A 22,612-nucleotide genomic window follows, 5' to 3' on the forward strand; every position below is an offset into this window, starting at 1 on the left:
GGGGGGACCCCGCGCGCTACGGACCGCGGAACGCGCCGGTGACCTCGGAGCGCCCGTTCAGGCTGGCGAGGTCGGCGGCCGCCCGCCCGGCGACCCAGCCCTCATAGTTGGAGACCGAACCCGCCCGCCCCTTGGCGAGGTCGGGGAACATCGTGTCGACGGCCTGGTCGACGGCCTGGTCGCGCGCCGCCAGCACGGGAAGCAGATCCTTCCCGCCGGCGCCCGCGGCCGCCCTGTCCGCCGCTCCCCGCAGCCGCTCCCCGATGCGGACGGCGTAGGCGTTGAGGAACGCGTGGCGGAACGAACGCGTCCGTGACCGTCCCCGCGCGTCGCGTCTGGGACCCGCGTGCACCATGGCGGACGTCGCCTGGACCAGCAGGGACGTGAACAAGACCTCCACCGCGGCCAGATCGGCCGGGAACCCGAGGACGGTGGAGAACCCCAGCTCCCGATGCCAGATCGCGCGGCAGTGGTTGGCCTCGGCCACCACCGTCAGCAAGACCGCCTTGGGCGCGTCGTACGGACTGTCCACCGCGATGCGGCGTCCGTCCGGGCCGCTCATGTCGCCTGACTCCGCGGCGATCAGCGCATGGTCGATGCTGTGCCGGGTCATCAACTCCTGGGCACGTGTGCTGAGCGCCTCGGCTTCCTCGGGGAATTCGGTCGATTCGGCCTTGGCTAGGAGTGCGCGGACCCGTCCCAGAATCCGCTGATCAAGCTCAGCGCGCCTGCCGTCGCCGATCCCGGACTCCCCAGGAGACCCGCGACGGGCCCTCCTTGAACCGGACGTATCCCCTCCAGGTCGGGATGTCCCCGTGGGGCCCCGGGCGTTCCCTGCGTCAGAACGGCTCCCAGTTGAGGCGCCGTGGCCGGGCTTGCCGGGGGGCGGGGTGATCGGAGGAAGCCTTGGAAGGGTTTCCAGGAGGTGGATGAGTTCGATGGCGCAGGCGACGTAGGTCGCGCGTTCGGCGCCTTCGCGGCGGCACCAGTGGGACGGGTGGGAGCCGTCGTCCGGCCACCACACGTCGGCCTGGATGGCGGCCAGTTGCTCGGTCCAGCGATCGTCGACCGCGCCGGGGGAGTAGGTGCGCGCCTCGTGGGCGATCGCGTCGGTGGCCAGGCGTGCGTGGCGGGCCGTGTGCCGACGGGTCGTGAAGCGCACCAGGTCGGCCGGTTGCCAGCCGCGCTGCCAGGCGGAGGCGATTCCGTGCCGCAGCCGGTCGGTGAGGCAGCGGTCGGTGCCGGCCGCCCAGTCCGGGGTGCCGGGACGGTCGGCCAGCTCGCCCACGAGCCGCCGGAACGCGGCGCGGTCGCCGCGCGCGAGTGATCGCACCGCCTCGTCGGCGGCGAGGGCGGCCGAGGCCTCGAACGTCCGGCCGTACCGCCCGGTCTTCCGCACCGCCACTCCCGCCGTCCGACGTCGCCGGGGACGATTCTCCCATCCGGCGGCGACGAGGCTCGCCGCTGCCCGGCTGGAACGAGCAAAGCCTGCGCCGGGTAGCTCCTGCCGCAGGACGGGCGAACTCGTCCGAATCCTGTTCGGTCTCCGGGGCGGCGGACCGCGCCGAACCGGACTTGGACAAGGGGCGGATGGACCGCCGCCACATGCGGACATGACACTATGAGCGTGGACAACTTCGAATAGTGATCAATCCGATATCTTGAGTGATTGAAAGATCCACCAGAGTGGCGCAAGCTGTCCCAGACGTCTGGAATGCCCCGCCCGTTCCTTCCGACCGACCGCCGACAGGACACGACTGATGTTCGAGATCTGGGAGACGAGTGAGCCCGCGCGGCTCATCAGTGACGCGGGGAGCCTGAAGGTCGCACTGGAGAAGGTCGACACCATGTGCCGGCTCAGGCACGACCAGGCCGCGGCGCACGTGGGCGAGACCGGCGAGGGCTACCACTTCGAGATCAGGGACCACGACGGCAAGGCGCTGGCGCGGCTGAGCTACGTCCCGGACACCTCTCGCGCGTACCAGAGCGTCGTGGTCGAGGAGATGCGCGGTCAGGACGGCGCCGGCTAGCAGCAGCCTCTCCGACAGCCCCCGGCCGTCGTCCGGGGGCTGTCGCATGTGCGGCCGGAGGCGGGCTCGTCACTCCTCGACGGTGACGACCGCTTCCTTGGCGTCCGGCTCCATGAAGCGCAGCATCGCTTCGCCTTCGGCCTTCAGCTCCTTGACGGCCGTCCGGGGGAGAGCCTCGAACGGGCGCATCCGGAGCGTGGCGACCTTGCGCTTGTACTCCGTCTCCCAGATGCCGCGCGCGAACCCGTCCCAGAGGAAGACGGCGCGGACGCGCAGGTTCTTGGTCGTCAGCATGGGGCGGTGGTCGTCGGCTATGACCCGTCTGCGGTCGGAGTGTGCGAGGACGAGGCTGTCGAACTCGGGCAAGAACCGTGCGGGGGCGGGGACGGCCTCATCCGGGCGCGGTGCCTCCGGCAGGTCGAACAGAACCCGGCCTTTGTCGTCGGTGAAGGTGCGCAGCCTCGGGCGAAGGCGTTCCAGAGCCTCACCGGTCGAAGACAGGCCGGACCACGTCTGCGCGTCCGCGGCGGACGCCGGTCCGTAAGCGGCGAGGTAGCGCAGCATCAGTTCGTCGATGGCGTTCTCGGCGTCCGGCCCCGAATCCAGCCACGAGTCGGCGAGCGTGAAGCGCGACGTGCGCGGGAAGCCCCACCTGTCTTCGGTCGGCACCATGACCAGAGGGACGCACAACCGGACGGCATAGCCGAGAGCACGGTCGTTGACGTCGGGGAACTCTTGCTGGAGCAGTGCACGTATCTCATTGAACGTCAGTGGCTCTCTCTGCAAGAGAGAACGTGCGGCGGGGACCACCTTCTCCAGGTCGAGTCCCTTGGCGCGGTCGCCCAGCACACGCAGGCCACCGTCCAACATCGGCTGCATCGCGGTACGGAATGCCGTGTAGTCCGCGCTCGTCACCAGGTGCAGGGTGGCGCGCATCATGGTGGCGCGAACCAGCTCCCGGTCGTGCAAGGCAGAGTGCAGATCGGATGCCTGGAACCCTTCGATGCGCGTCCACAACCCCAGGAACGGCGGTTTGGGCTCCTGGGCCTGCATCCCGCACAGCCGCCCTACCGCCTCGGAAACGGGGATCGGCTCCCGTGCGAGCAGCATCTGCCGTGCCAGGGTGGCCCGGTTGAGGGCGCGGACGCTCAGGGTCTCTGTCATCCGTCCAGGATGCCGTGTTGACCGGTCTCCGTCGTATCGTGCCGGCCGAGCGTGAGCGTCAACCGCGACAAGGCAAGAGGACGGGGCCGCTGGCCCGCCCCCGAGCCTCCCTGCTTCATGGCCGGCGCGGACGCAGTGCCGATCATGATTGCCGGCTCCCCCTTCCGCGTCACGCGGCGACGCGATGGCCCTTGCGTGGTCGAGGCGTTCGCCGCCGCCGCCCCTGGGGTCGATCGATGCGCGGTGTGACGGAGATCTCCGCTGCTGAATCTTCCCCAGAATCCGAGGTGCCGCCTGCGTGGCCAGGGAAGTACGCACCGTGCAGGACGCCCTCTGTCGTCCCGGTGGGCGAGGGAGGCGACCGCGGGGATCCGCGCTGGTCAAAGCGTTGCGAAGGCCCGGTGTGCGCGTCTTGGCGTGATCGATAACGAGCGACCGACGCCAGGGTTACGGCGGGATTTTTCTTGAAATGCACGTGCATCAGCCCTTGCACCTGCACGCCATTCCTAGCAGGATTGCCCCGGACCCCCGCACGTGAACTCCCCGGAGATCGCGATGACCGCACACTTGAACGACAGTGACCGACAGGCGCTGCGGCTGGCCCAGGATCTCCGCGAGGAGATGCGGGCGGCTCTGCCGCAGTCGCCGGCCCCGCCCTCGGTGTCCCCGTTCGTCGATCAGACCGGGATGCCGAGCGTCCTGCTGAGGATGGACGCCGAGACGGCCCGCGCTCTCATGGCCGTGCTGGCCGAGCGTCGCGGCGTGGCGGCGGAGCAGCGCCGGGCCGACGGCTCGCATGTCCCGCCACCCGTCCCGCCGCCCGCGGCCCAGGCCGTTCCGGCGGCGCAGGGCCCCGTCGTGGCGGCTCTGCCTTACGGTGAGCCCGCCTACGGCCAGCCTCCGTATGCGGAGGCGCCCTATGCGGAGGCCCCGTACATGGAGTCGCCCTACGCGGGAGCTCCCTATGCGGAGGCGCCCTACGTTCCGCCGCAGCCGAGCCCCGCCGTGTTCACCGGCGGCACCGGCCCGACCCCGCTCGTGCCCTCGGTCTACCCGACGCACTGACGGCTGACGACGTCCCGCGCGGCTCGCGGCCGTGCGGGTCTGCGGATGCGCCGTGCGGGTGTACGGCGCCACGCGGCCCCGATCATGCGGGCCGCTTCCCTTTTGCGGTCATACGTACGCCGTGACGGATCCAGCGTGCACGTCTGCGGCCACGCGACTTCAGCGCCCATGAGGCCCGGGCTGTTCCCGCGCCCGGCGGCGGAGCGGTCCCGCCGGGCCGGAGCGCGGGCGGTCCAACCGAAGTAAAGATCTTTCTTGGTGTGGAACGGGCGCCTGGCGACTGGCCCTCAGCCCCGACGGGAAAGGCGTTCCGCCCCAGTTCGGGGTTAAAAGATCTACCTTCTCAAAGGTAAAGAAATCCCCCGTTTGGCGAAAGCACGGTAATGCCGTATATAGTCATCCCCAGGTCAGGGTCAAAGAAGCCTTGACCTGGCCAATCGCATAACCGCCGCTTCCCGCCCGCCAGGCGGGATCACTTTCGCCGAACGCAGCCGTACCATGCAGCGGCCGCGCACCGTGCTGGGCCCGTGAGCCCCCGGTCGGCATCCTTCCCGCTTCACCCGAACCCGTGTCATCACGCACGTCCGAGCCCGGTCGTGCGCGGCTGAGCGCGGGTGCGGTCCACCATGCCCGTGGATCGTTCCAAAGCGGGTCTCTTTCGCGGCGGCATCTCCCGAGTCTCGAGTCTCGGAGCCGTTCACCCCTGCCCGGAAACAGGCGCGTGACCTGCGTGTCCTTCCCGTGCCGAGCGGCAGCCCTGTACCCCGAACGAAGGATCCCCATGCAGCAGCGAGCGATCAACGTCATCCTGACCGGCGTCACCGGCACCGCCCTCGCGGGCATGATGGTGGCCGGTGTCGCCGCCGCGAGCGATGACTCCGCTCCCAAGAAGCAGTTCCTGCCGCAGCAGGCCGTGGCCGCGCAGGAGCACCAGACCCCCGAGCGGCCCGCCGACAAGGGCGCGCTGGGCGGGTTCACCGTGCCGAGGGCCCCCGTGAAGGCCGAGGCCGACACCAAGGCCGGCGCGAAGGCCGAGCCGAAGAAGGCCGCCAAGCCCGTGAAGAAGGGCCCGAAGGCCCTGCTCAGCGGCAAGACGACCGCGTCCTACTTCTGGGACGACGGGTCCGGAGTGAACGGCGACACCGGCGCCCCCGCCGGCGGCAAGCCGATGCAGAAGGGCCTGTTCGCCAGCCCCAGCTGGCCCATGCACACCAAGGTCAAGGTGACCTACAAGGGCCGCAGCATCACCGGCTTCGTCGGTGACCGCGGGCCCGGCGAGCCGTCCCACCGGGGCGTGATGCTCGACCTCGACACCTACACCTTCCGGTACCTGCTGGACGGCAAGAAGCCGGCGAGCAAGTACGACGCCGGCTCCGGCGAGGGCCACCTGAAGGGCGTCAAGTGGGAGGTCCTTTCCTGGGGCTCCGGCGCCGGGAAGAAGGGCAATCCCCGGCCTTTCGGCTCATGACATGAGGCCGGCGGACCATTCGTGAAACGGCTCACAGCGCGAATGTGAGCCCGGCCACGACCGGTTCGCAGGGCCTCTCCAAGACCCGGCGCAGGGCTGCCGGTGCATGGAAAACGGGGATTCCCCGGTATCGAAAGATCACCGGGGAATCCCCATTTTCAGCGTGCCCGCGTTCTCGCGCGCCAGCTCCCGCGCCAGCTGTGCCACCGCGTCGTGGTCCTCCAGGACGGGCGCCGTCGACGCCCTGGAGGGAGACCGGCTCACCGAGCCGGAGCTGAGCTTGCCATGAACGCCGGTTTCGCCGACCCCCTCTAGGCGGCCAGGAGGGGGATGACGGGAGCGAACGCCTCCATGGCCGCGTCCGGGACCTGGTAATAGGTGAACCCGAAGCGGTCGCGGCGGGCCAGCATCTGCTCGGCTATGTGCTCAGGCGGGCCCACGAACTGGGACGGCATGCCGAGGACGAGTTCGGTCGACGAGGCGCCCCAGCCGCGCGTCACCGCGACCTTCGCGGCGGCGCGGCGCGGGTCGGGGCCGAAGGCGGGCGTCACCATCATGCTCAGCTCGACGTCCCGGTCCCCGGCGGCCTCGCGGACCCAGTCGACCTTCCGGGCGATGGTGTCGGGAAGGCGCTCGGAGAGCTCGTCCGAGATCGTCCCCTCGGGCAGGGCGCGGGGAAGGATCCCGACGGTGTCGGCGTAGCGGCCGGCGATGCCGAGCATGCGCCGGCTGCCCGCGCCGACGACGAGGGGCGGGCGCTGCTCCGGACGGGGGAAGACCGTGAGGCCGTCGATCGTGTAGTGCTCGCCGGTGAACGAGGTCTTCTCGCCGCTCAGCAGGCCGCGCAGGATCCGCAGCGACTCCGCCAGCCGCCCGACCCGCGTCCCGGGCGGGTCGAAGGGCATCCCGGCGGCCGCGTACTCCTCGCGCAGCCAGCCCGCGCCGAGGCCCAGCTCGAACCTCCCGCCCGACAGGTGGTCGAGCGTCGCGGCCTCCTTGGCGAGCATGACCGGGTGCCGGAAGTCGTTGGACAGCACCATCGTGCCCAGCCGCAGTGTGCTCGTCGCCGCCGCGGCGGACGCCAGCGCCACCATGGGCGCGAGCTGTTCGCCGAACGGCTCGGCGACGAAGTGGTCCCGCAAGGTCAGGACGTCGTATCCCAGCTCTTCGGCGCGGCGGGCCGTGCCGGCCAGCTCCGCGCCCGAGCGGATCGACTCGCCCACCACGCCGAAGCGGAAGTTCCTGTGCATGTTCCGAGCGTGCCCCGTGGCAGGGCCGTCTGGCTGGCAGGAATGCGACATGAGGGTCGGACCGGCGGAACGAGGCGAGCGGCTCGGTCGCCGTCCGTGCGGCGTAAGGGCGTCACCGACTGCCCCGTTCGCGCCGGTCGTTTCCAGGCTGCGACGTGCCGCGCGGTTTTTCAAGCAGCGGGCGGCCTACCCGCCGACACGCTGGGACAGGACCCGTCCCGGCCAGTCGCCCACGGTGAAGGCGGCGTCCGTCTCGAAGCCGTTGCCCCGGTAGTACTCCACCAGCCGCCCGTCGCCGCCGCCGTAGCAGTCGACGCGCAGCAGGCCCACGCCCTTCGCCCTGGCCTCGTCCCTCGCCTTGGCGATCAGCGCGGCGCCCACCCCGTGCCCGGCGAACGCCCGGTCGGTGACCAGGAGGGTGATGTAGAGCTCCGGCTCGTCGACCGGGTCGACATAGTGCGGGGGGCCGGGCGCGACCGCCATGACGCCGGCGGGCCGCCCGTCGACCCGCGCCACCCAGATCTCGTCGTCGCGGGCGATCGCGGAGATCCGCTCGACGCGGCGCGGATCCTCCGACCAGGGCTCGCCGCCCCACTGGCCCGTGCGGCCGTTGGCGGCGAGCCACGCCACCGCCCCGTCCAGCATCGCCAGCATCATCGGCGCGTCGCCGGGCCCGCCCTTGTGGATCTCCATCGCACCTCCTCGTGAGGGAGATCCTGGCAGTTCACGATCGCCGGGGCGAGGGGCTCAGGAGCCGATGAAGCCGTGCGCGCGGGTGAAGAGGCCGAGCGTGATCGAGTGGAGGAGGTCGCCGGTCTCCCTGGGGGCCTTGCCCGCGAACGCGCGGGCGTGCGTGCCCTCCAGGACGATGCCGAGCTTGAAGCAGGCCAGCACCGCGTACCAGGTGATGGACGACAGGTCGCGCCCGGCGACGGCGTCCGCGCGCTCGGCGTAGACCTCGACCAGCTCCTCGGCGGTGGGCAGGCCGCCCGCGGCGCCGAGCGGCCCGGCGAGGGCGGCGCTCTGGTCGGCGCGGTCGGGCCAGGTGGCCAGCAGCCAGCCGAGGTCGAGCAGCGGGTCGCCGATGGTGCTCATCTCCCAGTCGACGATCGCGGCGACCTCCGGGCCGTCGAAGGAGTACATCAGGTTGGCCAGGTGGTAGTCGCCGTGCATGATCCCCGGGCGCCACGCCTTGGGTCGGCGCTCCTCCAGCCACCGCGCGACGTCGTCAAGCCCGGGGATGTCGGGCCCGGGATAGCCGTCCAGCGCGCTGTAGGAGTCGAGTTCGGACATCCAGCGGCCCACCTGCCGTTCCAGGAAGCCCTCGGGCTTGCCGAAGTCGCCGAGGCCGACCGCCTCGTGGTCCACGGCGCCCAGCGCGGCGAGCGCTCTCGCCGCGTTCAGTCCCATCTCGCGCCGGACGCCCGCGTCCTGCGCGTGCAGATCGGGCAGCGTGACCGACGCGTTGAAGCCGTCGACCGGGGTCATCAGGTAGAAGACGGCGCCGCCCATGACGGTCTCGTCCGGGCAGGCCGCGATGAGGCGCGGCGCGGGGACGTCGGTTCCGTCGAGGGCCCCCAGCACGCGGGCCTCGCGCCGCAGGACCTCGTTCGTCCTCGCGCGCAGGTGGCCCGGGCCGCGCCTGAGCACGTAGTCGCGTCCGCCCCGCCGGAACCGGACCAGCGTGTTCTGGGTGCCGCCCGCCAGCCGCTGGACGTCCTCGAACGGGCCGCCCGGCAGGCCCCGGCCCTCCATCCACCCGGCCAGGACGTCGAAGTCCACCAGGGCGCGGTCGATCTGCTCAGGCTGCACGGCGGTCCCTTTCCGTCGCTCGATGTACCGGAGAGTAACAGTCATGCACTTGCATTACTTACTGAGGTACACCGATTATCGGGGAAGACGACCGAGGAGGCTCGCCATGGCTTGGGACTTCGAGACCGACCCCGCCTACCAGGAACTTCTCGACTGGGCGGACGCCTTCGTCCGGGACGAGGTCGAACCCCTGGACCTGGTGCTCGGTGACCCCTACGACAAGTCCGACCCCCGCTACAAGCGGCTCGTGCGCCCCCTCCAGGACCGAGTGCGCGAGAAGGGCCTGTGGGCGTGCCACCTGGGTCCCGAACTGGGCGGCCAGGGGTACGGGCAGGTGAGGCTCGCGCTGCTGAACGAGATCCTGGGCCGCTCGCGCTGGGCGCCGTCCGTGTTCGGCTGCCAGGCGCCCGACTCCGGCAACGCCGAGATCATCGCCCATTTCGGCACGCCCGAGCAGAAGGAGCGCTACCTGCGCCCCCTGCTGGACGGCGAGATCTCCTCCTCGTACTCGATGACCGAGCCGCACGGGGGAGCCGACCCGACCCTGTTCACCACGCGCGCCGTCCGCGACGGCGACGGCTGGGTCGTCAACGGCGAGAAGTGGTTCTCCTCCAACGCCCGCCACGCGACCTTCCTGATCGTGATGGCCGTGACGAACCCGGACGTGTCCGCCTACGAGGGCATGTCGATGTTCATCGTCCCGGCCGACGCGCCCGGGCTGGTCACCGTCCGGAACGTGGGCGTCGGCGGCGAGCGCGAGGGCTCCCACGGCTACCTGCGCTACGAGGACGTCCGGGTGCCGGCGGAGAACCTCCTCGGCGACGAGGGCGGCGCGTTCGCGATCGCCCAGACCCGCCTCGGCGGCGGCCGCATCCACCACGCCATGCGGACGATCGCGCAGGTCCGCAAGGCGTTCGACATGATGTGCGAGCGCGCGGTCTCCCGGCGCACGCGCTTCGGCCCGCTCGCCAGGATGCAGATGACCCAGGAGAAGATCGCCGACAGCTGGATCGAGATCGAGCAGTTCCGGCTGCTCGTCCTGCGCACCGCCTGGCTCATCGACAAGCACCGGGACTACAAGGCCGTCCGCAAGGACATCGCGGCGGTGAAGGCCGCGATGCCGAAGGTCTACCACGACGTCGTCCAGCGCGCGATGCACCTGCACGGCGCGCTCGGCGTGTCGAACGAGATGCCGTTCGCCGCCATGATGATGGGGGCCGAGGCGATGGGCATCGCCGACGGCCCCACCGAGGTCCACAAGATCACCGTGGCCCGGCAGCTGCTGCGCGACGTCGAGCCCGTCGAGGGGCTGTGGCCGTCCGGCCACCTGCCCACCCGCCGGGAGGCCGCCCGCGAGCGGTACGCCGAGGCCCTGGAGCATGCGATCGGCAATGAGTGACACACGGGAACGACTGCTGGACGCCGCCGAGACCCTCTACGCCGCCCGCGGCGTGGACGCCGTCAGCCTCCGCGAGATCCTCCAGGAGGCCGGCGCCCGCAACGCCACGGCCGTCCAGTACCACTTCGGCGACCGCGCCGGGATCCTGCGCGCGATCTTCGCCCGGCATGCCCCCGAGGTCGAGGCCCGCCGGCACGCCCTGCTCGACGCCTACGAGGACGGCGAGCAGGGCGTCCGCCCCCTGGCCGCCGCCCTCGTCCGGCCCATGGCGGCCCGCCTGGCCGACGCGTCGGGGCGCTTCTACCTGCAGATCTGGGCGGACGTGCTGAACCGCCCGGAGCCCCTCGTCCCCATGGCGGTCCTGGACGACCCGCGCGACAGCCTCTGCCGGTGGCGGACCCTGGTGGAACCCCTCCTGGAGGAGGACGCGGCCCGGCTGCACCGCCGCTTCACCGCCATCCTGTACGCCGCGATCGAACTGGCCCGCCGCGCCCGCTCCGGCCCCCGCACCGACGACCGCCTGTTCACCAGCTACCTGATCGACGTCGTCGCGGCGATCCTCGGCGCTCCCGTCTCCCCGGAGACCCGCCGCCTCGCCGCCGAACGCGACGCCGCCCGCCGCTGATCGCCGGAAGGGCAGGTCACATTCGTCCAAGACGGGGGACTCCGCTTCCCGCAGACTGGGCATCCCAGACCCAGGGAGGGACGACATGACCAGCGAGATCCGCCGCACCTTCTACCCGCTGATCCGGGCGGCCGACCCGGCCAGGACGCTCGACTGGCTGGAGAAGGCGTTCGGCTTCGAGCCCGTGGACGTGCACAAGGACGACGAGGGCGCCATCGTGCACGCCGAGATGCGCTACGACACCGGCCTCATCATGTTCGGGCCCGCCTCGACCGCCACGGCCGCCGTCTACGTCGCCGTCGACGACCCCGACGCCCACCACGCCCGCGCGAAGGCCGCCGGGGCCGAGATCTTCCGCGAGCCGGCCGACCAGGACTACGGCTCCCGCGACTACGCGGCCCGCGACCCCGACGGCAACGAGTGGTACTTCGGCACCTACCGCCCCTGACTCCGCAAGGGGGCCGATCGCCCTCAACCCTCATGATTAATGAGGGGATTCGCGAGAAATGCGATGCTACGGTGCGGGGGCCGGCCGCGGGACTTCGGTGCGACTTCCGGAACTTGCCTATTAAGCGATGCTTCGCTGCTCGCGCCCCCATTCCCCGGCCGGCCTTCGACCGACCGGGGGAGTGATGAGCGAGACGTTCGCCGACCTCGTCGCGTGCGAGGACGTGCTGATGTTCGTGAACGCGGCGATCACGTCCACCGGGCAGCGGGAGTTCCACCACGGTTCGGGGGAGCAGCGGCTCAGCCTGGAGTTCCTGCACGAGTACATGCTGGAGAACTACCGCGACATGTACGCGGCGGTGCTCGCGCTGGACGTCAACGACCACAACGCGGCGATCATCATCCGCAATCTCCTGGTGCGCGCGGGCGACGTGGGGGTCGAGCGGCGGCGCGGCGAGGGGCGGCTGATCGCCCGGCGGCTGGAGACGCTGCCGCCGCAGCGGGTGTACCGGCTGTTCCGCGACCTGCGGCGGCTCGGCGTGAACAACCGGCGGACGCGCGCCGTCATCCGCGACTGGATGGCCGGGCGCCGCGACCCGGCCTTCGACTCCGTCAAGTACCGGACGGCGGTGAAGGACGCGGCGCGGCACGCGCATCTGCGGCTCCCGGGTGAGCAGGCGGCGTTCCTGTTCGCGCCGTCCGGCGTCAAGGCGTTCCAGACGCCCCTCTACGAGCAGTGGCGGCGGGCGCACTACGAGCAGGCCGCGATCTACGAGCTCCCGTACACGGTCGCGGAGGGCTTCGCGGCCAAGCACAAGATCCCCCGCGAGGTCTTCCTGGAGCGGATCCAGCACCGGATGACGCGGCTGGAGCGGTTGCGCCTGCAGGAGAGCGCGCGGGAGGCGAAGGTCGAGGCCGTGCGGGCCGACCTGGGCGAGATGCCGCTGACGAGGCTCGCCTCGTACGTGCTGGCGTTGCCGCTGGACGACCGGGCCCGGCGGCGAGCCGAGCTGACCCTGGCGCTGCGCACCGCCGCCCGGCGCGTGGCCGGGGCCGCGCGCGGCTCGTGGGGACGGGTCACGGCCGTTCTGGACGACAGCTACTCCTCGCTGGGCTCGGGGGAGAAGCGCAGGCGCCCGCTGGCGGTCGCGCTCGCCGCGCACTACCTGCTGGAGGCGCTCGCGAAGGAGTACACGCCGCTGTGGACGTCGGGACGCACCGACGCGCTGCTGATGTACCCGTCCGGCCCGACGCCGCTCGGCCATCGGATCATCGACGCGCTGGAGACGGCGCCCGAGCGGCTCCTCATCGTCTCCGACGGGTGGGACAACGCGCCGCCGGGACTGGCCGCGGACGTCCTGCGGGTCTGGCGGACGCGCCTGGACCCCGGGCACCGCCGCGCCCCGGGCCAGCGGGTCATGATCGTGCACCTGAACCCGGTGTACGACGCGGGCGGATTCGACGTGCGGCGGCTGGCGCCGGGGGTGCCGACCGCGGGCGTCCGGGACGCCGAGGACCTGCCGACGCTGGTCGAGCTGGCCCGGTTCGCCGAGGGGCGGGTCGGCCTGCCGAAGCTGCGGGCGCACCTGGCCGACCGGACCGCCCGCTTCCTCGGGGAGGGCGCATGACGACCGCGCTGGACGGCCTGGAGACGAGGCCCGCGCAGGTGTGGGGCTCGATCAGGCTCGTCCCCCTTGTCCGGGACGAGCCCGTGCCGCACCTGCGGCTGCACCGGAAGGCGTTCGAGGAGCCGGTGACCGTCGTGGACGTGGGTGACGCGGCCTATGTCTCGTTCGTGCCCCACGCCTTCGTCGCGACGTGGAGCGACGGCGACCAGGCGCAGGCCGCCTCGTACGGGGCGCGCCTCCTGGAGCGGGACACCCGGGCGGCCCCGCCGCGCATGCCCGTGCGGTTCACGCGGCGGATGGCGAGGAAGGCGGGCAAGGACCGGCTCCGGTTCCTTCCCCTGCACCTGGCCGTCGAGGGCTATCTGGCGCTGCACTTCGGCGGTCCGGAGATCGCCTGGGAGGAGTGGTCGCGCCGGGCGGTCGCGCACGGGCTGTCGCCGCGCTGCGAGGAGACCTACCTCGGCCGGCGGGTGGGCGGCCTGGAGGACGCGCTGAGGATCTTCGAGATCCATCCCGGGCAGTGCGGCGTGCTGGTGTACGTCGCCGACGCCCTGGCCAGCGCGTTCGTCGTGCCGCACCCCGACGACTACCGGGCGCTGCACCCGACGCTGGTCGAGGACCTCTTCGGTGAGCTGATCTACATGTACGGCCTGCTGGGCGCCCCGGCGCGCGACCTGTCGGCGCCGATCGACCCCGCCGGGATCAGGACCCTGGGCGATCTGCGCGCCGCGGTGGAGATCCGCGAGGCGGAGTGGGCCGCCTTCCACGACGAGGTCATGGCCGGGCGGCTCTTCGACGAGGACGGGTCGCGCCAGAGGGTGCAGTCGCTGCACGGGTTCGAGCTGGCGCGGTTCCTGCCCTCGTTCGCGCTGGGCCGGGAGAACCACATCGGGGAGATGATCACCGGCGGGGACGGCGAGATCGCCTACCTGAAGACGTTCCGACTCTCGGAGGCGCAGGTCAGGCGCGGGTACCTCCTCAAGCGGCTGGCCGAGCACGACTGGCGGCTGGGCGCCACCGCCGCCGCTCTCGGCACCGACCGCGCGGGCCTGGCGCTGCGCCTCGAACGGGCCGGGTTCGGCTACCTGCTGCGCCAGGACATCCTCGACCACTTCCGGGCGCAGCGCCGCGCTACCTGAGGCCCGCGAAGAGGTCGTCCTCCCGTGCCGGCGCCTCGATCCGGCTGAAGCGGCGGACGAACGCCTCCGACGAGAACGCCGCCTTCTGCATCTCCTCCGGCAGCTTCAGCAGGAAGATGTTCTCGCCCTGGCTGGCGTGCGCCAGCAGGGCGTCGCGCTTGGCCTCGAAATGGGCGGAGACCTCCAGCACGCTGGTGATCAGCTCGTCGGGGGTGCCGAAGTCCTCGGGCGGCTCGAAGCCGAGGTCCAGGCCCGCGGCCCGGGCGGCCTCGAACATCTGCTTGATCCCTGACCGGGGAATGGCCGTGTAGTAGAGCTTGTCGGGAATGCCGGTCTGCTCGGCGGCGGCGAGCGCGATCCGGTGGGCCTGGATGTGGTCGGGGTGCCCGTAGCCGCCGTTCTCGTCGTAGGTGACGACCACCTGCGGCCGGTAGCGCTCCATCAGCGCGGCGAGCCGGGTGGCGGACTCCTCCAGCGGGATGTTCGCGAACGCCGCCGGGTCGTCGTTGGTCGACCAGCCGTCCATGCCGGAGTCGCGGTAGCCGAGCAGCTCCAGGTGGCCGATGTCGAGCAGGGAGGCCGACTCGCGCAGCTCGGCGAGGCGGCGCCGCGCCACCTCCTCGGCGTCGTGCCCGGGCTCGCCGGGCTTCACGCCGCCGGAGTCGTCGCCCTGCTCCCCGTTCGTGCAGGTGACCAGGACGGTGCGAACGCCCTCGGCCGCGCTGCGGGCGAGCAGGCCGCCGGTTCCCAGCACCTCGTCGTCGGGGTGGGCGTGGACGGCCATCAGCGTGAGTTCTTGCGTCATTCGGGTCTCCTCGCAGGTTCGGCCGTCCACTCTATGTCCCGGGTGTGACAGTCGATCATGCTTGCGAGGTGGACTCGGCCCCCTTCAGGTCGGCGACCGTCAGCGGGTGCGCGGGCGCGTCGAACGGGAACACCGAGGAGGCCTCCATGCCGTCCAGCACGAGCAGCTCGCCGGGGTCCAGAAGCCGCCAGCCGGGGTCGTCGTCCAGGCGCTCGCTGGCGAGGACGCACGCGGGCGTCGGCTCGCGGTGCCTGGACACCTTCACCTGGCCCTCCTCGCGCCCCGCGCCGAGGTGGCGTTCCGCGCCCGGCTCGGTCAGGTGCGGGGTGGACACCCACAACTCGTGGGTGTCCGGGTAGCGCAGCGCCCACAGCCGCCCCGACTCGGCCAGCAGGATGTTCAACGCGAAGACCGGCAACTCGGCGGCGATACGCCGGACGGCCGCGATCAGCCCGGACGCGGTGTCGCCCTGCCGCCGGATCTCCGCGGTGATGTAGGCGAACACGTACTCCGAGTCGGTCTGCCCCTTGATCGGCGCCCGCTCGACGTCCGTGAGCCAGGAGCCGAGGACGTCGACGCCCCGCACCACCCCGTTGTGGGCGAACAGCCGGTCGTCCATGACGAAGGGGTGGGAGTTGTGGACGTCGGGCGCGCCGGTCGAGGCGTACCGGACATGGGAGATGAACGTGTGCGACACCACGTGCCGCGCCTCGGAGTTGAAGTCGGCGTCCTGGAACGCGGCGACGGGGGCGCGGTCGCGGACGGGCTCCCCGCCGAGCGAGAACCAGCCGAGACCCGTCCCGTCCGGCATCCGGCGGGACTGCGAGCGCAGGCTGTCGGGAGCGTCCAGCAGCCAGAAGGTGGCGCGGACGCGGGGTCCTCCCGTGGTCATCCCGAACAGGCGGCACATGCAGGGACGATGCCCGCTCGGCGGCGGCCTAAGACTCCGCGCGCCGAATCGCCTTCGACGGGCGGCCCGGGATGCCGTACGGTCCGTGTATGGGGTCGCCGGTGGTTCTGCTGGACGTTGACGGAGTGCTCAACCCGTTCGAGCGGCCGCACCGCGGCTTCCAGCGGCACGAGTGCTCCCCGAACGGGATGACGTACAAGCTGTGGCTCTATCCCGGGCACGGGGCTGCGCTTCTCCACCTGGCCGAGTCCACCGGCGCGGAGCTGGCCTGGGCGAGCTACTGGTGCGACAGCGCCAACGAGTGGATCGCTCCCCGCATCGGGCTTCCGGAACTGCCGTTCGTGCCGATCCCGCGGTTCCCCGGCATCACGGAGGGGCGCACGCTGGGCGCCTGGAAGGCCCGGCACGTCGCCGCGTGGGCGGAGGACCGGCCGTTCGTCTGGTTCGAGGACGAGCCGGACGCCACCGAGTGCATCGCGGGGGAGCCGGACGTCGCCGACCACCTGCTCGTGGAGATCGACCCGCTGACCGGCCTGACCGACGACCACGTCGAGGCCGCCGCGGCCTGGCTGCGCGCCCGCACCGGCTGATCGCGGGCGCGGGCGAGGTTCCAAACGTCCAATACATCCCTTCCGGGGGCCTCCTAGCGTCGTGGAGGACAAGGAAGGGAGTCGACCATGCCCAGATCACCACTGATGGACCTGGCCTTCGGGTTCATGCCGGCGCAGATGATCCACGTCGCCGCCGAGCTCGGGGTGGCGGACGCGTTCACCGAAGGCAGGCCGAGTTCGAGCACCGAGCTGGCGGAGGCGACCGGCGCCCACGCGCCGTCCCTGCACCGGCTGCTGCGCGGCCTCGCCGGCCTCGGCGTCGTGGAGCAGAAGGAGCCGGACCTGTTCGCGCTGACGGAGGAGGGGCGGCGGCTGCGCGCGGACGCCCCCGACTCGATCCGCTCGCTGATCAGGCTGTTCTGCGGCCCGCAGGTGTGGCGGACGTGGGGCGACATGGCCGAGACGGTCCGCACGGGCGAGTACGCGTGGGAGCGGGTGACGGGCAGCACGCCGTTCGAGTACTTCGCCTCGGACGCCGAACTGTCGGCGACGTTCAACCGGGCGATGGCCGAGCACACCCGCGACGTCGCCCCGGCGTTCATCGAGGCGCACGACTTCGCCCGCTACGGGACGGTCGCCGATCTCGGCGGCGGGGACGGCACGCTGCTCGCCGCGATCCTGCGAGCCCACCCCGGCCTGCGCGGCGTCCTGTTCGACCTGCCGACGGGGCTGGCCGACGCGTCCGGCCCCCTGGCCGACGTCGCCGACCGGGCCGAGATCGTGCCGGGCGACTTCTTCGAGGCCGTCCCCGCGGGCCCCGGCGCCTACGTGCTCAAGAGCGTCATCCATGACTGGGACGACGAGAAGGCCGCCGCGATCCTGCGGAACTGCCGGGCGGCGATGGGCCCGGACGACCGGGTGCTGCTCCTGGAGCAGGTCATGCCGGAGATGGTCGCGCCGGAGACGGCGGGCATCGTCCGCAACGACCTCAACATGCTCGTGGCGACCGGCGGGCGGGAACGCACCGAGACCGAGTTCCGGGAACTGCTGGACGGCGCGGGGCTCACGGCCGTCTCGCTGACCGGGCCGCTGCGTGAGACCGCGTACCACGTCATCGAGGCGGCGGTCGCGGACTAGCTCATGTCAGGGGCCGCTTACGGCGCGGGCGCGCGGCCGTGCAGGATGGGAGCGCCGCAAGCAACCCGACGAAGGAGTGTCGCGTGAGTTCTCTCGACGGCCGCACGGCCCTGGTCACCGGAGGAAGCCGGGGAATCGGCCGGGCCATCGCCCTGGCGCTGGCAGCGGACGGCGCCAGGGTCGCCGTCGCCTACCGGCGCGACGACGAGGCCGCGCGCAAGACGGTCGCCGACATCGAGGCCGCGGGGGCCTGGGGCCGCGCGTTCCGCGCCTCGGTCGACGACCTCGACCAGTGCCGTTCCCTGGCCGCGCGGGTGGAGGCGGAGCTGGGCGAGCTGGACATCCTCGTGCACAGCGCCGGGATCGCCAGCCGCGGCAACAGCGTCGCCGACACCGACCCCGCCGAGCTGGAGCGGGTCATGCGCGTGCACGCGTTCGGCCCGCACCACCTCAGCCAGGCGCTGATCCCGCTGATGAGGCGCGCCGAGCGCAGCGACATGGTCTTCGTCTCGAGCGTCGCCACGGACCTGATGCCGCCGTTCGGCGGCCCCTACGCGATGGGCAAGGCGGCGATGGAGGCGCTCGCCCGGGTGGTCGCGAAGGAGGAGCGCGGCAACGGCATGCACGTCAACGTCGTCGCGCCCGGCCTGGTGGACACCGAGATGGGCCGCCGTCTGGTCAGGGCGACGGCCGGCATCGAGGACATCCGGCAGCAGGACGCCGCGTCCCCCTACGGTCACGTGTGCACGCCCGAAGAGGTCGCCGACGTGGTCCGGTTCCTCGTCTCGGACGCCGCGTCCTACGTGACCGGGCAGCGCGTCGTCGTGGACGGCGGGACGTTCTGACGCTCAGTGGCGCGTCCAGTCGGGCTGGGCGAAGTCGGCGACCCGGGCCGGCCGGCCGAGCAGCACCACCTCGCGGAACTGCCACAGCATCGCGCCGGTGGGGGCGTGGACACGCCACCCGGGGCCCAGCCACATCTGCAGCAGACGCCCGCCGCCCGGCTGCGGGACCCAGACGGGGGTGGCGTCGTCGGCGAGTCTGCGCAGGGTCGTGTGATGGACGGAGTGGACCTCGTCCGGGCTCGGCGCGAGCGGGCCCGGGTCGTCCAGCGCCACCACGACCGGTGTGATCGCGAAGCCCGAGGCGGCGGGGAAGTCGTCGAGCCTGCCGAGGACGTCGGCGGGGCCGGCGGCCAGGCCGATCTCCTCGTGCAGTTCGCGCAGCGCCGCCTGCTCGGGGGTCTCGCCGTCCTCCAGACGGCCGCCCGGCAGCCCCCACTGGCCCGCGTTCCGGCCCCGAAGGGCGCGCTTGATGAGGATCACCGAAGGGACGCCCTCGTGCTCGACAGCGCACAGCACCACCCCGGCGCGGCGCAGGCCGGGCGCGTCGGGGACGGTGGTGTGCTCGAACGAGCCGAGCCGTCCGGCGGCGAGCGTCCGGAACGCGGCGAGGTCGTCGAAGGGGCCGGGAAAGGGGACGCTCATGCGTCGATCCTGCCAGGCCCCGCGCCCGCCTCCCGCGCGTACCGGCCGGGCGAGGTACCCACGGCGGCCGTGAAGTCGCGGGTGAAATGCGCCTGGTCGGCGTAGCCGAGTTCGGCCGCCAGCTCCGCCCAGTCGACCCCCGCTCCGGACGCGGCCCGCTCGGCGGCCTCCTGCATCCGGAACCGCCGGATCACCCACTTCGGGCCGGCGCCCACGTACTCGTGGAACAGGCGCTGCAGGCTGCGCGGGCTCAGCCCGACCTCCTCGGCCAGCTCGCCGACCCGCACCAGGCCCGGCCGCGACGCGATCCGCTCGACGACCGCGGCGGCCTTGGCGGCGGACGGGTCGGGCTCGGGCGCACGGGCGGACAGGAACGCCGCGAGCAGCTCGACCGCCGCGTGCGCGTCGGCGGTCGCGAACACCTCCCCGGCGAGGTTCAGGCCCTCCTCGCCGAAGACCTCGTCCACCCCCGGGAACCGGCCGGTCAACGTGGACACCGGCGCGTCCATGAACGGCCTGAACCCGCCGGGCCGGAAGGCGGCCCCCACCACGCGCCCCTCGCCGTGGATCTCCTCGACGAAGTCGTCCCGCACGACGCCCGCGATCCGCGCCCGCGTCGTCCCGGCGGTCAGGTAGCTGGTGAACGTGACGTGGACCGACGGGCGCGTGAGGATCCGCTGGCGGTGCGGCGGGCGTCCCCGAAGGTCCCAGCGCAGCACCCAGAAGTTCGCGACGAACGGCGCGAGCGCGGCGGGCGGTTCGAGCCGCTCGATCCGGAACCGCTCCAGGCCCGTCCGCGCGTGCAGGATGCCCCGCGTCCCGCCGGGTAGGGGTCCTTCCACCGGCCCAGGCTAATCGGTGTCGCGTTTGTTCAAGACCGGCGCCGCCGACTCGTCCTAACGTGCAGGTGTGTTCGAACGGACGAGCGAGGAAGAGACCATGGATATCCGGAGCCAGATGACGCCCGCCGCGGAGGCCGCGGCGCGGATCGTCCTGGAGGTCCCCGAAGAGAGGATGGACGCGCCCACACCCTGCCCGGACTGGGACGTGCGGGCCCTTCTCAACCATCTGATCTTCTGGAGCGCGCGGGGCGAGACCGCCGCGCGCAAGGCGCCGCCCGCCGGACCGGGGGAGGACCACGACTTCACCGCCGAACCCGGCTGGGCCGAGCGCTTCGCGGAGCAGGCCCGCCGGACCGCCGAGGCATGGCAGGACCCGGCCGCCTGGGAGGGGAACACCAGCCTCACCGGCAACAAGGAGGGCATGCCCGCAGGGTTCATCGCCGGGATCGTCTTCGGCGAGTGCGTCCTGCACGGCTGGGACCTCGCCGTCGCCGCCGGCCGCGAGCCCGCCTTCCCGGAGCCGGTGCTCCAGGCCGCCTGGCAGCAGGTCGCCTCCACGGCCGAGATCAGCCGCCAGTACGGCGCGCTCGGTCCCGAGGTCGCCGTGCCGGACGACGCGTCGCTGCTCGACCGCCTCCTCGGGCTGTCCGGCCGCGACCCGTACTGGAAGCCCTGAAACCCGGGCCCGCGCGCGGGTCCCGGCGCGAGCGGGGCCCCGCGCGCTCTACGCTGGTAGGCATGTCTTCGACCTCTTCGATCCGCGTACGTTTCGCCCCGTCACCGACCGGCATGTTCCATGTCGGCGGCGCCCGTTCGGCGCTGTTCAACTGGGCGATGGCCGCCCAGTCGGGCGGGACGCTCGTGCTGCGGATCGAGGACACCGACGCCTCCCGCAACAGCCCCGAATGGACCGAGGGCATCATCCGCGCCCTGGCGTGGCTCGGGATGGACGGCGGGCAGTACGAAGGCCCCTACTTCCAGTCCGCCAACGCCGACAAGCACGCCGAGGCCGTCCACACGCTGAAGGACGCCGGGCGCGCCTACTACTGCGACTGCTCCCGCGAGGCCGTCATCGCCCGGACCGGCGACCAGCACAAGGGCTACGACGGCTTCTGCCGCGACCGCGGCCTGGAGGCGGGTCCCGGACGCGCCCTCCGGTTCCGCACCCCCGACGAGGGGCAGACCACCGTCGTCGACCTGCTGCGCGGCAAGCCGGTCTTCGACAACGCCGTCCTTGAGGACTTCGTCATCGCCCGCGCCGACGGGTCCGTCACGTTCCTGCTGGCCAACGCGGTCGACGACATGAGCCAGGGCATCACCCACGTGGTGCGCGGCGAGGAGCACCTGTCCAACGCGCCCAAGCAGCAGCTGCTGTGGGAGGCGCTCGGCGCGGAGCCCCCGGTGTGGGCGCACGTGCCCGTCATCGTCAACGAGAAGCGGCAGAAGCTGTCCAAGCGCCGCGACAAGGTCGCCCTGGAGGACTACCGCGCCGAGGGCTACCTCGCCGAGGCCATGCGCAACTACCTGATGCTCCTCGGCTGGGCGCCGTCCGACGACCGCGAGATCGTCCCCTGGGACGTGATGGTCGACGAGTTCCGCATCGAGGACGTCAACACCTCGCCCGCCTTCTTCGACGTCAAGAAGCTCCGCGCGATCAACGGCGAGTACATCCGGGCCCTGGCGCCCGAGAAGTTCATCGCCGAGTGCCTGCCGTTCCTGCAGGAGGCGCCCTTCGACGTCGACGTCGCGGTGTTCGCCGAGCTGGCTCCGCTCGCGCAGACCCGCGTCGCGCTGCTGTCGGAGATCGTCCAGATGATCGACTTCGCGTTCCTGGACGAGCCGCCGTCCGACGAGCAGTCCTGGAACAAGGCCATGAAGGAGCCCGCCGCCGCGATCCTCGCCGCCGCCGAGGCCGCCTACCAGGACGCGCCGTGGAACGCCGCCGAGCTGAAGGACCGGCTGGAGCGGGTCGGCGCCGAGCACGGGCTCAAGCTCGGCAAGACCCAGGCGCCCGTCCGCGTCGCCGTCACCGGCCGCACCGTGGGGCTGCCGCTGTTCGAGTCCCTGGAGATCCTGGGCCGCGACCGCACCCTCGCCCGCATCGCCGCCGCCCGCGCCCGGCTGGAGGCCGGCGCCTAGCCGCCCCCGCGGCGGCCGCGAAGCGGTCAGTCCGCGGTGGGCGCCTGCCCGTCCAGGGCCTCGCGGAGGAGCATGAGCCTGTGGCTGAGCTCCTCGTACTCGTCGCGCAGCGTGGCCGGGAGGTGCTTGCCGAGCACCTCCGCCTGCTCCTCCACCGAGGCCAGCCGGTCGCCCGCGGCGCGGTCGGCGGGCGCCTCCTGCGGCGCCTCCGCGGGCCGCGCCTCGAGCAGGGCCGTCTGGTCCCTCAGCAGGGCGGCCTGCTCGCGCAGCAGCGCCGTCTGGTCGCGGAGCTGCTTGTTCTTGTTGTGCAGCTCCACGAACACCGAGACCTTGGCCCGCAGCACCCACGGGTCGAACGGCTTGGAGATGAAGTCGACCGCGCCCGCCGCGTAGCCGCGGAAGGCGTAGTCGGGGTCGCTGTTCACCGCCGTGAGGAAGATGATCGGCAGGTCGCGGGTCTTCTTGCGGCGCTTGATGTCGCGGGCCGTCTCGAACCCGTCCATGCCCGGCATGACGACGTCCAGCAGGATGACCGCGTACTCCTCGGTGAGCAGCGCCTTCAGCGCGTCCTCACCGGACCGCGCCCGGACCAGGTCCTGATCGAGCGAGCTGAGGATGGCCTCCAGCGCGATCAGGTTCTCCTCGCGGTCGTCCACGAGCAGGATCTTGGCCTTGTCGTCCACGCGCGTCTCTCCGATCCCGGTCCCCGCCAGC

Annotated in this window: 23 protein-coding genes; 13 read left to right on the forward strand and 10 right to left on the reverse strand. The window is 72.1% G+C overall.

The genetic code is table 11. From position 1 onward, the window contains the following. Positions 1–16: 16 nt before the first annotated feature. Positions 17–1,399, reverse strand: a complete 1,383-nt coding sequence (locus tag ABWI04_RS14110; protein WP_353832665.1) for a DUF2786 domain-containing protein — start codon at positions 1,397–1,399, stop codon at positions 17–19. A 361-nt stretch (positions 1,400–1,760) separates the two neighbouring features. Here ABWI04_RS14110 and ABWI04_RS14115 point away from each other — a divergent pair, with 361 nt between their 5' ends. Next, complete coding sequence (locus tag ABWI04_RS14115; RefSeq protein WP_179834387.1) at positions 1,761–2,030, forward strand: hypothetical protein; 270 nt, start codon at positions 1,761–1,763, stop codon at positions 2,028–2,030. A gap of 69 nt (positions 2,031–2,099) precedes the next feature. Here ABWI04_RS14115 and ABWI04_RS14120 read toward each other — a convergent pair whose 3' ends face one another. Continuing rightward, positions 2,100–3,194 carry a winged helix DNA-binding domain-containing protein gene (locus ABWI04_RS14120; RefSeq protein WP_353832666.1) on the reverse strand — a complete coding sequence of 365 codons (1,095 nt, stop codon included), beginning with the start codon at positions 3,192–3,194 and terminating at the stop codon, positions 2,100–2,102. Positions 3,195–3,749: 555 nt separating this feature from the next. Here ABWI04_RS14120 and ABWI04_RS14125 point away from each other — a divergent pair. Together ABWI04_RS14125 and ABWI04_RS14130 are read left to right on the forward strand one after the other, a co-directional pair. After that, entirely contained in the window at positions 3,750–4,259 is a 510-nt protein-coding gene (locus tag ABWI04_RS14125; RefSeq protein WP_345171740.1) for a hypothetical protein, read from the forward strand. A gap of 781 nt (positions 4,260–5,040) precedes the next feature. Then, positions 5,041–5,727: an RlpA-like double-psi beta-barrel domain-containing protein gene (locus ABWI04_RS14130; RefSeq protein ID WP_345171742.1), complete on the forward strand. Its 687-nt coding sequence runs from the start codon at positions 5,041–5,043 to the stop codon at positions 5,725–5,727. Positions 5,728–6,038: 311 nt separating this feature from the next. Here ABWI04_RS14130 and ABWI04_RS14135 read toward each other — a convergent pair whose 3' ends face one another. The 3 genes from ABWI04_RS14135 to ABWI04_RS14145 all read right to left on the reverse strand — a co-directional run bounded on the left by ABWI04_RS14135 (position 6,039) and on the right by ABWI04_RS14145 (position 8,789). After that, a complete protein-coding gene (locus tag ABWI04_RS14135; RefSeq protein ID WP_353832667.1) occupies positions 6,039–6,977 on the reverse strand; it encodes a TIGR03621 family F420-dependent LLM class oxidoreductase in 939 nt (312 codons plus the stop codon). Between the two features lie 186 nt (positions 6,978–7,163). After that, on the reverse strand, positions 7,164–7,670 hold the full coding sequence (locus tag ABWI04_RS14140) for a GNAT family N-acetyltransferase (protein WP_353832668.1): 507 nt from the start codon (positions 7,668–7,670) through the stop codon (positions 7,164–7,166). Positions 7,671–7,724: 54 nt separating this feature from the next. Beyond that, positions 7,725–8,789: a phosphotransferase family protein gene (locus ABWI04_RS14145; RefSeq protein WP_353832669.1), complete on the reverse strand. Its 1,065-nt coding sequence runs from the start codon at positions 8,787–8,789 to the stop codon at positions 7,725–7,727. 106 nt (positions 8,790–8,895) lie between these two features. Here ABWI04_RS14145 and ABWI04_RS14150 point away from each other — a divergent pair, with 106 nt between their 5' ends. From ABWI04_RS14150 to ABWI04_RS14170, 5 genes are all read left to right on the forward strand, one after another. After that, positions 8,896–10,188 (forward strand): acyl-CoA dehydrogenase family protein, encoded by a 1,293-nt coding sequence (locus ABWI04_RS14150; RefSeq protein ID WP_345171752.1) that lies wholly within the window; start codon positions 8,896–8,898, stop codon positions 10,186–10,188. Continuing rightward, positions 10,181–10,813: a TetR/AcrR family transcriptional regulator gene (locus ABWI04_RS14155; RefSeq protein WP_353832670.1), complete on the forward strand. Its 633-nt coding sequence runs from the start codon at positions 10,181–10,183 to the stop codon at positions 10,811–10,813. Before ABWI04_RS14150 ends, ABWI04_RS14155 begins: the two co-directional genes overlap by 8 nt. Before the next feature lie 85 nt (positions 10,814–10,898). Next, the gene (locus ABWI04_RS14160; protein ID WP_345171757.1) at positions 10,899–11,261 is read left to right on the forward strand and encodes a VOC family protein; all 363 of its coding nucleotides are present in this window, start codon (positions 10,899–10,901) and stop codon (positions 11,259–11,261) included. 184 nt (positions 11,262–11,445) lie between these two features. After that, a complete protein-coding gene (locus tag ABWI04_RS14165; protein ID WP_353832671.1) occupies positions 11,446–12,888 on the forward strand; it encodes a hypothetical protein in 1,443 nt (480 codons plus the stop codon). Further along, entirely contained in the window at positions 12,885–14,027 is a 1,143-nt protein-coding gene (locus ABWI04_RS14170; RefSeq protein ID WP_353832672.1) for an ARPP-2 domain-containing protein, read from the forward strand. The genes ABWI04_RS14165 and ABWI04_RS14170 overlap by 4 nt, the downstream gene beginning before the upstream one ends. Here ABWI04_RS14170 and ABWI04_RS14175 read toward each other — a convergent pair. Together ABWI04_RS14175 and ABWI04_RS14180 are read right to left on the reverse strand one after the other, a co-directional pair. Further along, complete coding sequence (locus ABWI04_RS14175; RefSeq protein WP_353832673.1) at positions 14,020–14,832, reverse strand: PIG-L family deacetylase; 813 nt, start codon at positions 14,830–14,832, stop codon at positions 14,020–14,022. The genes ABWI04_RS14170 and ABWI04_RS14175 overlap by 8 nt on opposite strands. Before the next feature lie 55 nt (positions 14,833–14,887). After that, on the reverse strand, positions 14,888–15,742 hold the full coding sequence (locus tag ABWI04_RS14180; protein ID WP_345171768.1) for a class II glutamine amidotransferase: 855 nt from the start codon (positions 15,740–15,742) through the stop codon (positions 14,888–14,890). Positions 15,743–15,831: 89 nt separating this feature from the next. Here ABWI04_RS14180 and ABWI04_RS14185 point away from each other — a divergent pair, with 89 nt between their 5' ends. From ABWI04_RS14185 to ABWI04_RS14195, 3 genes are all read left to right on the forward strand, one after another. Then, a complete protein-coding gene (locus tag ABWI04_RS14185; RefSeq protein ID WP_345171770.1) occupies positions 15,832–16,332 on the forward strand; it encodes an HAD domain-containing protein in 501 nt (166 codons plus the stop codon). 87 nt (positions 16,333–16,419) lie between these two features. After that, positions 16,420–17,430, forward strand: a complete 1,011-nt coding sequence (locus ABWI04_RS14190; RefSeq protein ID WP_353832674.1) for a methyltransferase — start codon at positions 16,420–16,422, stop codon at positions 17,428–17,430. A gap of 83 nt (positions 17,431–17,513) precedes the next feature. Beyond that, entirely contained in the window at positions 17,514–18,275 is a 762-nt protein-coding gene (locus tag ABWI04_RS14195; RefSeq protein WP_345171776.1) for an SDR family NAD(P)-dependent oxidoreductase, read from the forward strand. A 3-nt stretch (positions 18,276–18,278) separates the two neighbouring features. Here ABWI04_RS14195 and ABWI04_RS14200 read toward each other — a convergent pair whose 3' ends face one another. After that, positions 18,279–18,917 (reverse strand): NUDIX hydrolase, encoded by a 639-nt coding sequence (locus tag ABWI04_RS14200; RefSeq protein WP_353832675.1) that lies wholly within the window; start codon positions 18,915–18,917, stop codon positions 18,279–18,281. Then, positions 18,914–19,759 (reverse strand): helix-turn-helix domain-containing protein, encoded by an 846-nt coding sequence (locus ABWI04_RS14205; protein WP_353832676.1) that lies wholly within the window; start codon positions 19,757–19,759, stop codon positions 18,914–18,916. Before ABWI04_RS14205 ends, ABWI04_RS14200 begins: the two co-directional genes overlap by 4 nt. A 97-nt stretch (positions 19,760–19,856) precedes the next feature. Here ABWI04_RS14205 and ABWI04_RS14210 point away from each other — a divergent pair, with 97 nt between their 5' ends. Together ABWI04_RS14210 and gltX are read left to right on the forward strand one after the other, a co-directional pair. Further along, complete coding sequence (locus ABWI04_RS14210) at positions 19,857–20,435, forward strand: TIGR03086 family metal-binding protein (RefSeq protein WP_345171785.1); 579 nt, start codon at positions 19,857–19,859, stop codon at positions 20,433–20,435. A 62-nt stretch (positions 20,436–20,497) separates the two neighbouring features. Continuing rightward, on the forward strand, positions 20,498–21,898 hold the full coding sequence (gltX, locus tag ABWI04_RS14215) for a glutamate--tRNA ligase (protein ID WP_345171787.1): 1,401 nt from the start codon (positions 20,498–20,500) through the stop codon (positions 21,896–21,898). 26 nt (positions 21,899–21,924) lie between these two features. Here gltX and ABWI04_RS14220 read toward each other — a convergent pair whose 3' ends face one another. Beyond that, positions 21,925–22,581, reverse strand: a complete 657-nt coding sequence (locus tag ABWI04_RS14220) for a response regulator (RefSeq protein ID WP_353832677.1) — start codon at positions 22,579–22,581, stop codon at positions 21,925–21,927. Between the last annotated feature and the right edge of the window lie 31 nt (positions 22,582–22,612).

This window comes from Actinomadura sp. NPDC000929, from assembly GCF_040492065.1.
In the GTDB taxonomy this organism is placed as follows: domain Bacteria; phylum Actinomycetota; class Actinomycetes; order Streptosporangiales; family Streptosporangiaceae; genus Spirillospora; species Spirillospora verrucosospora.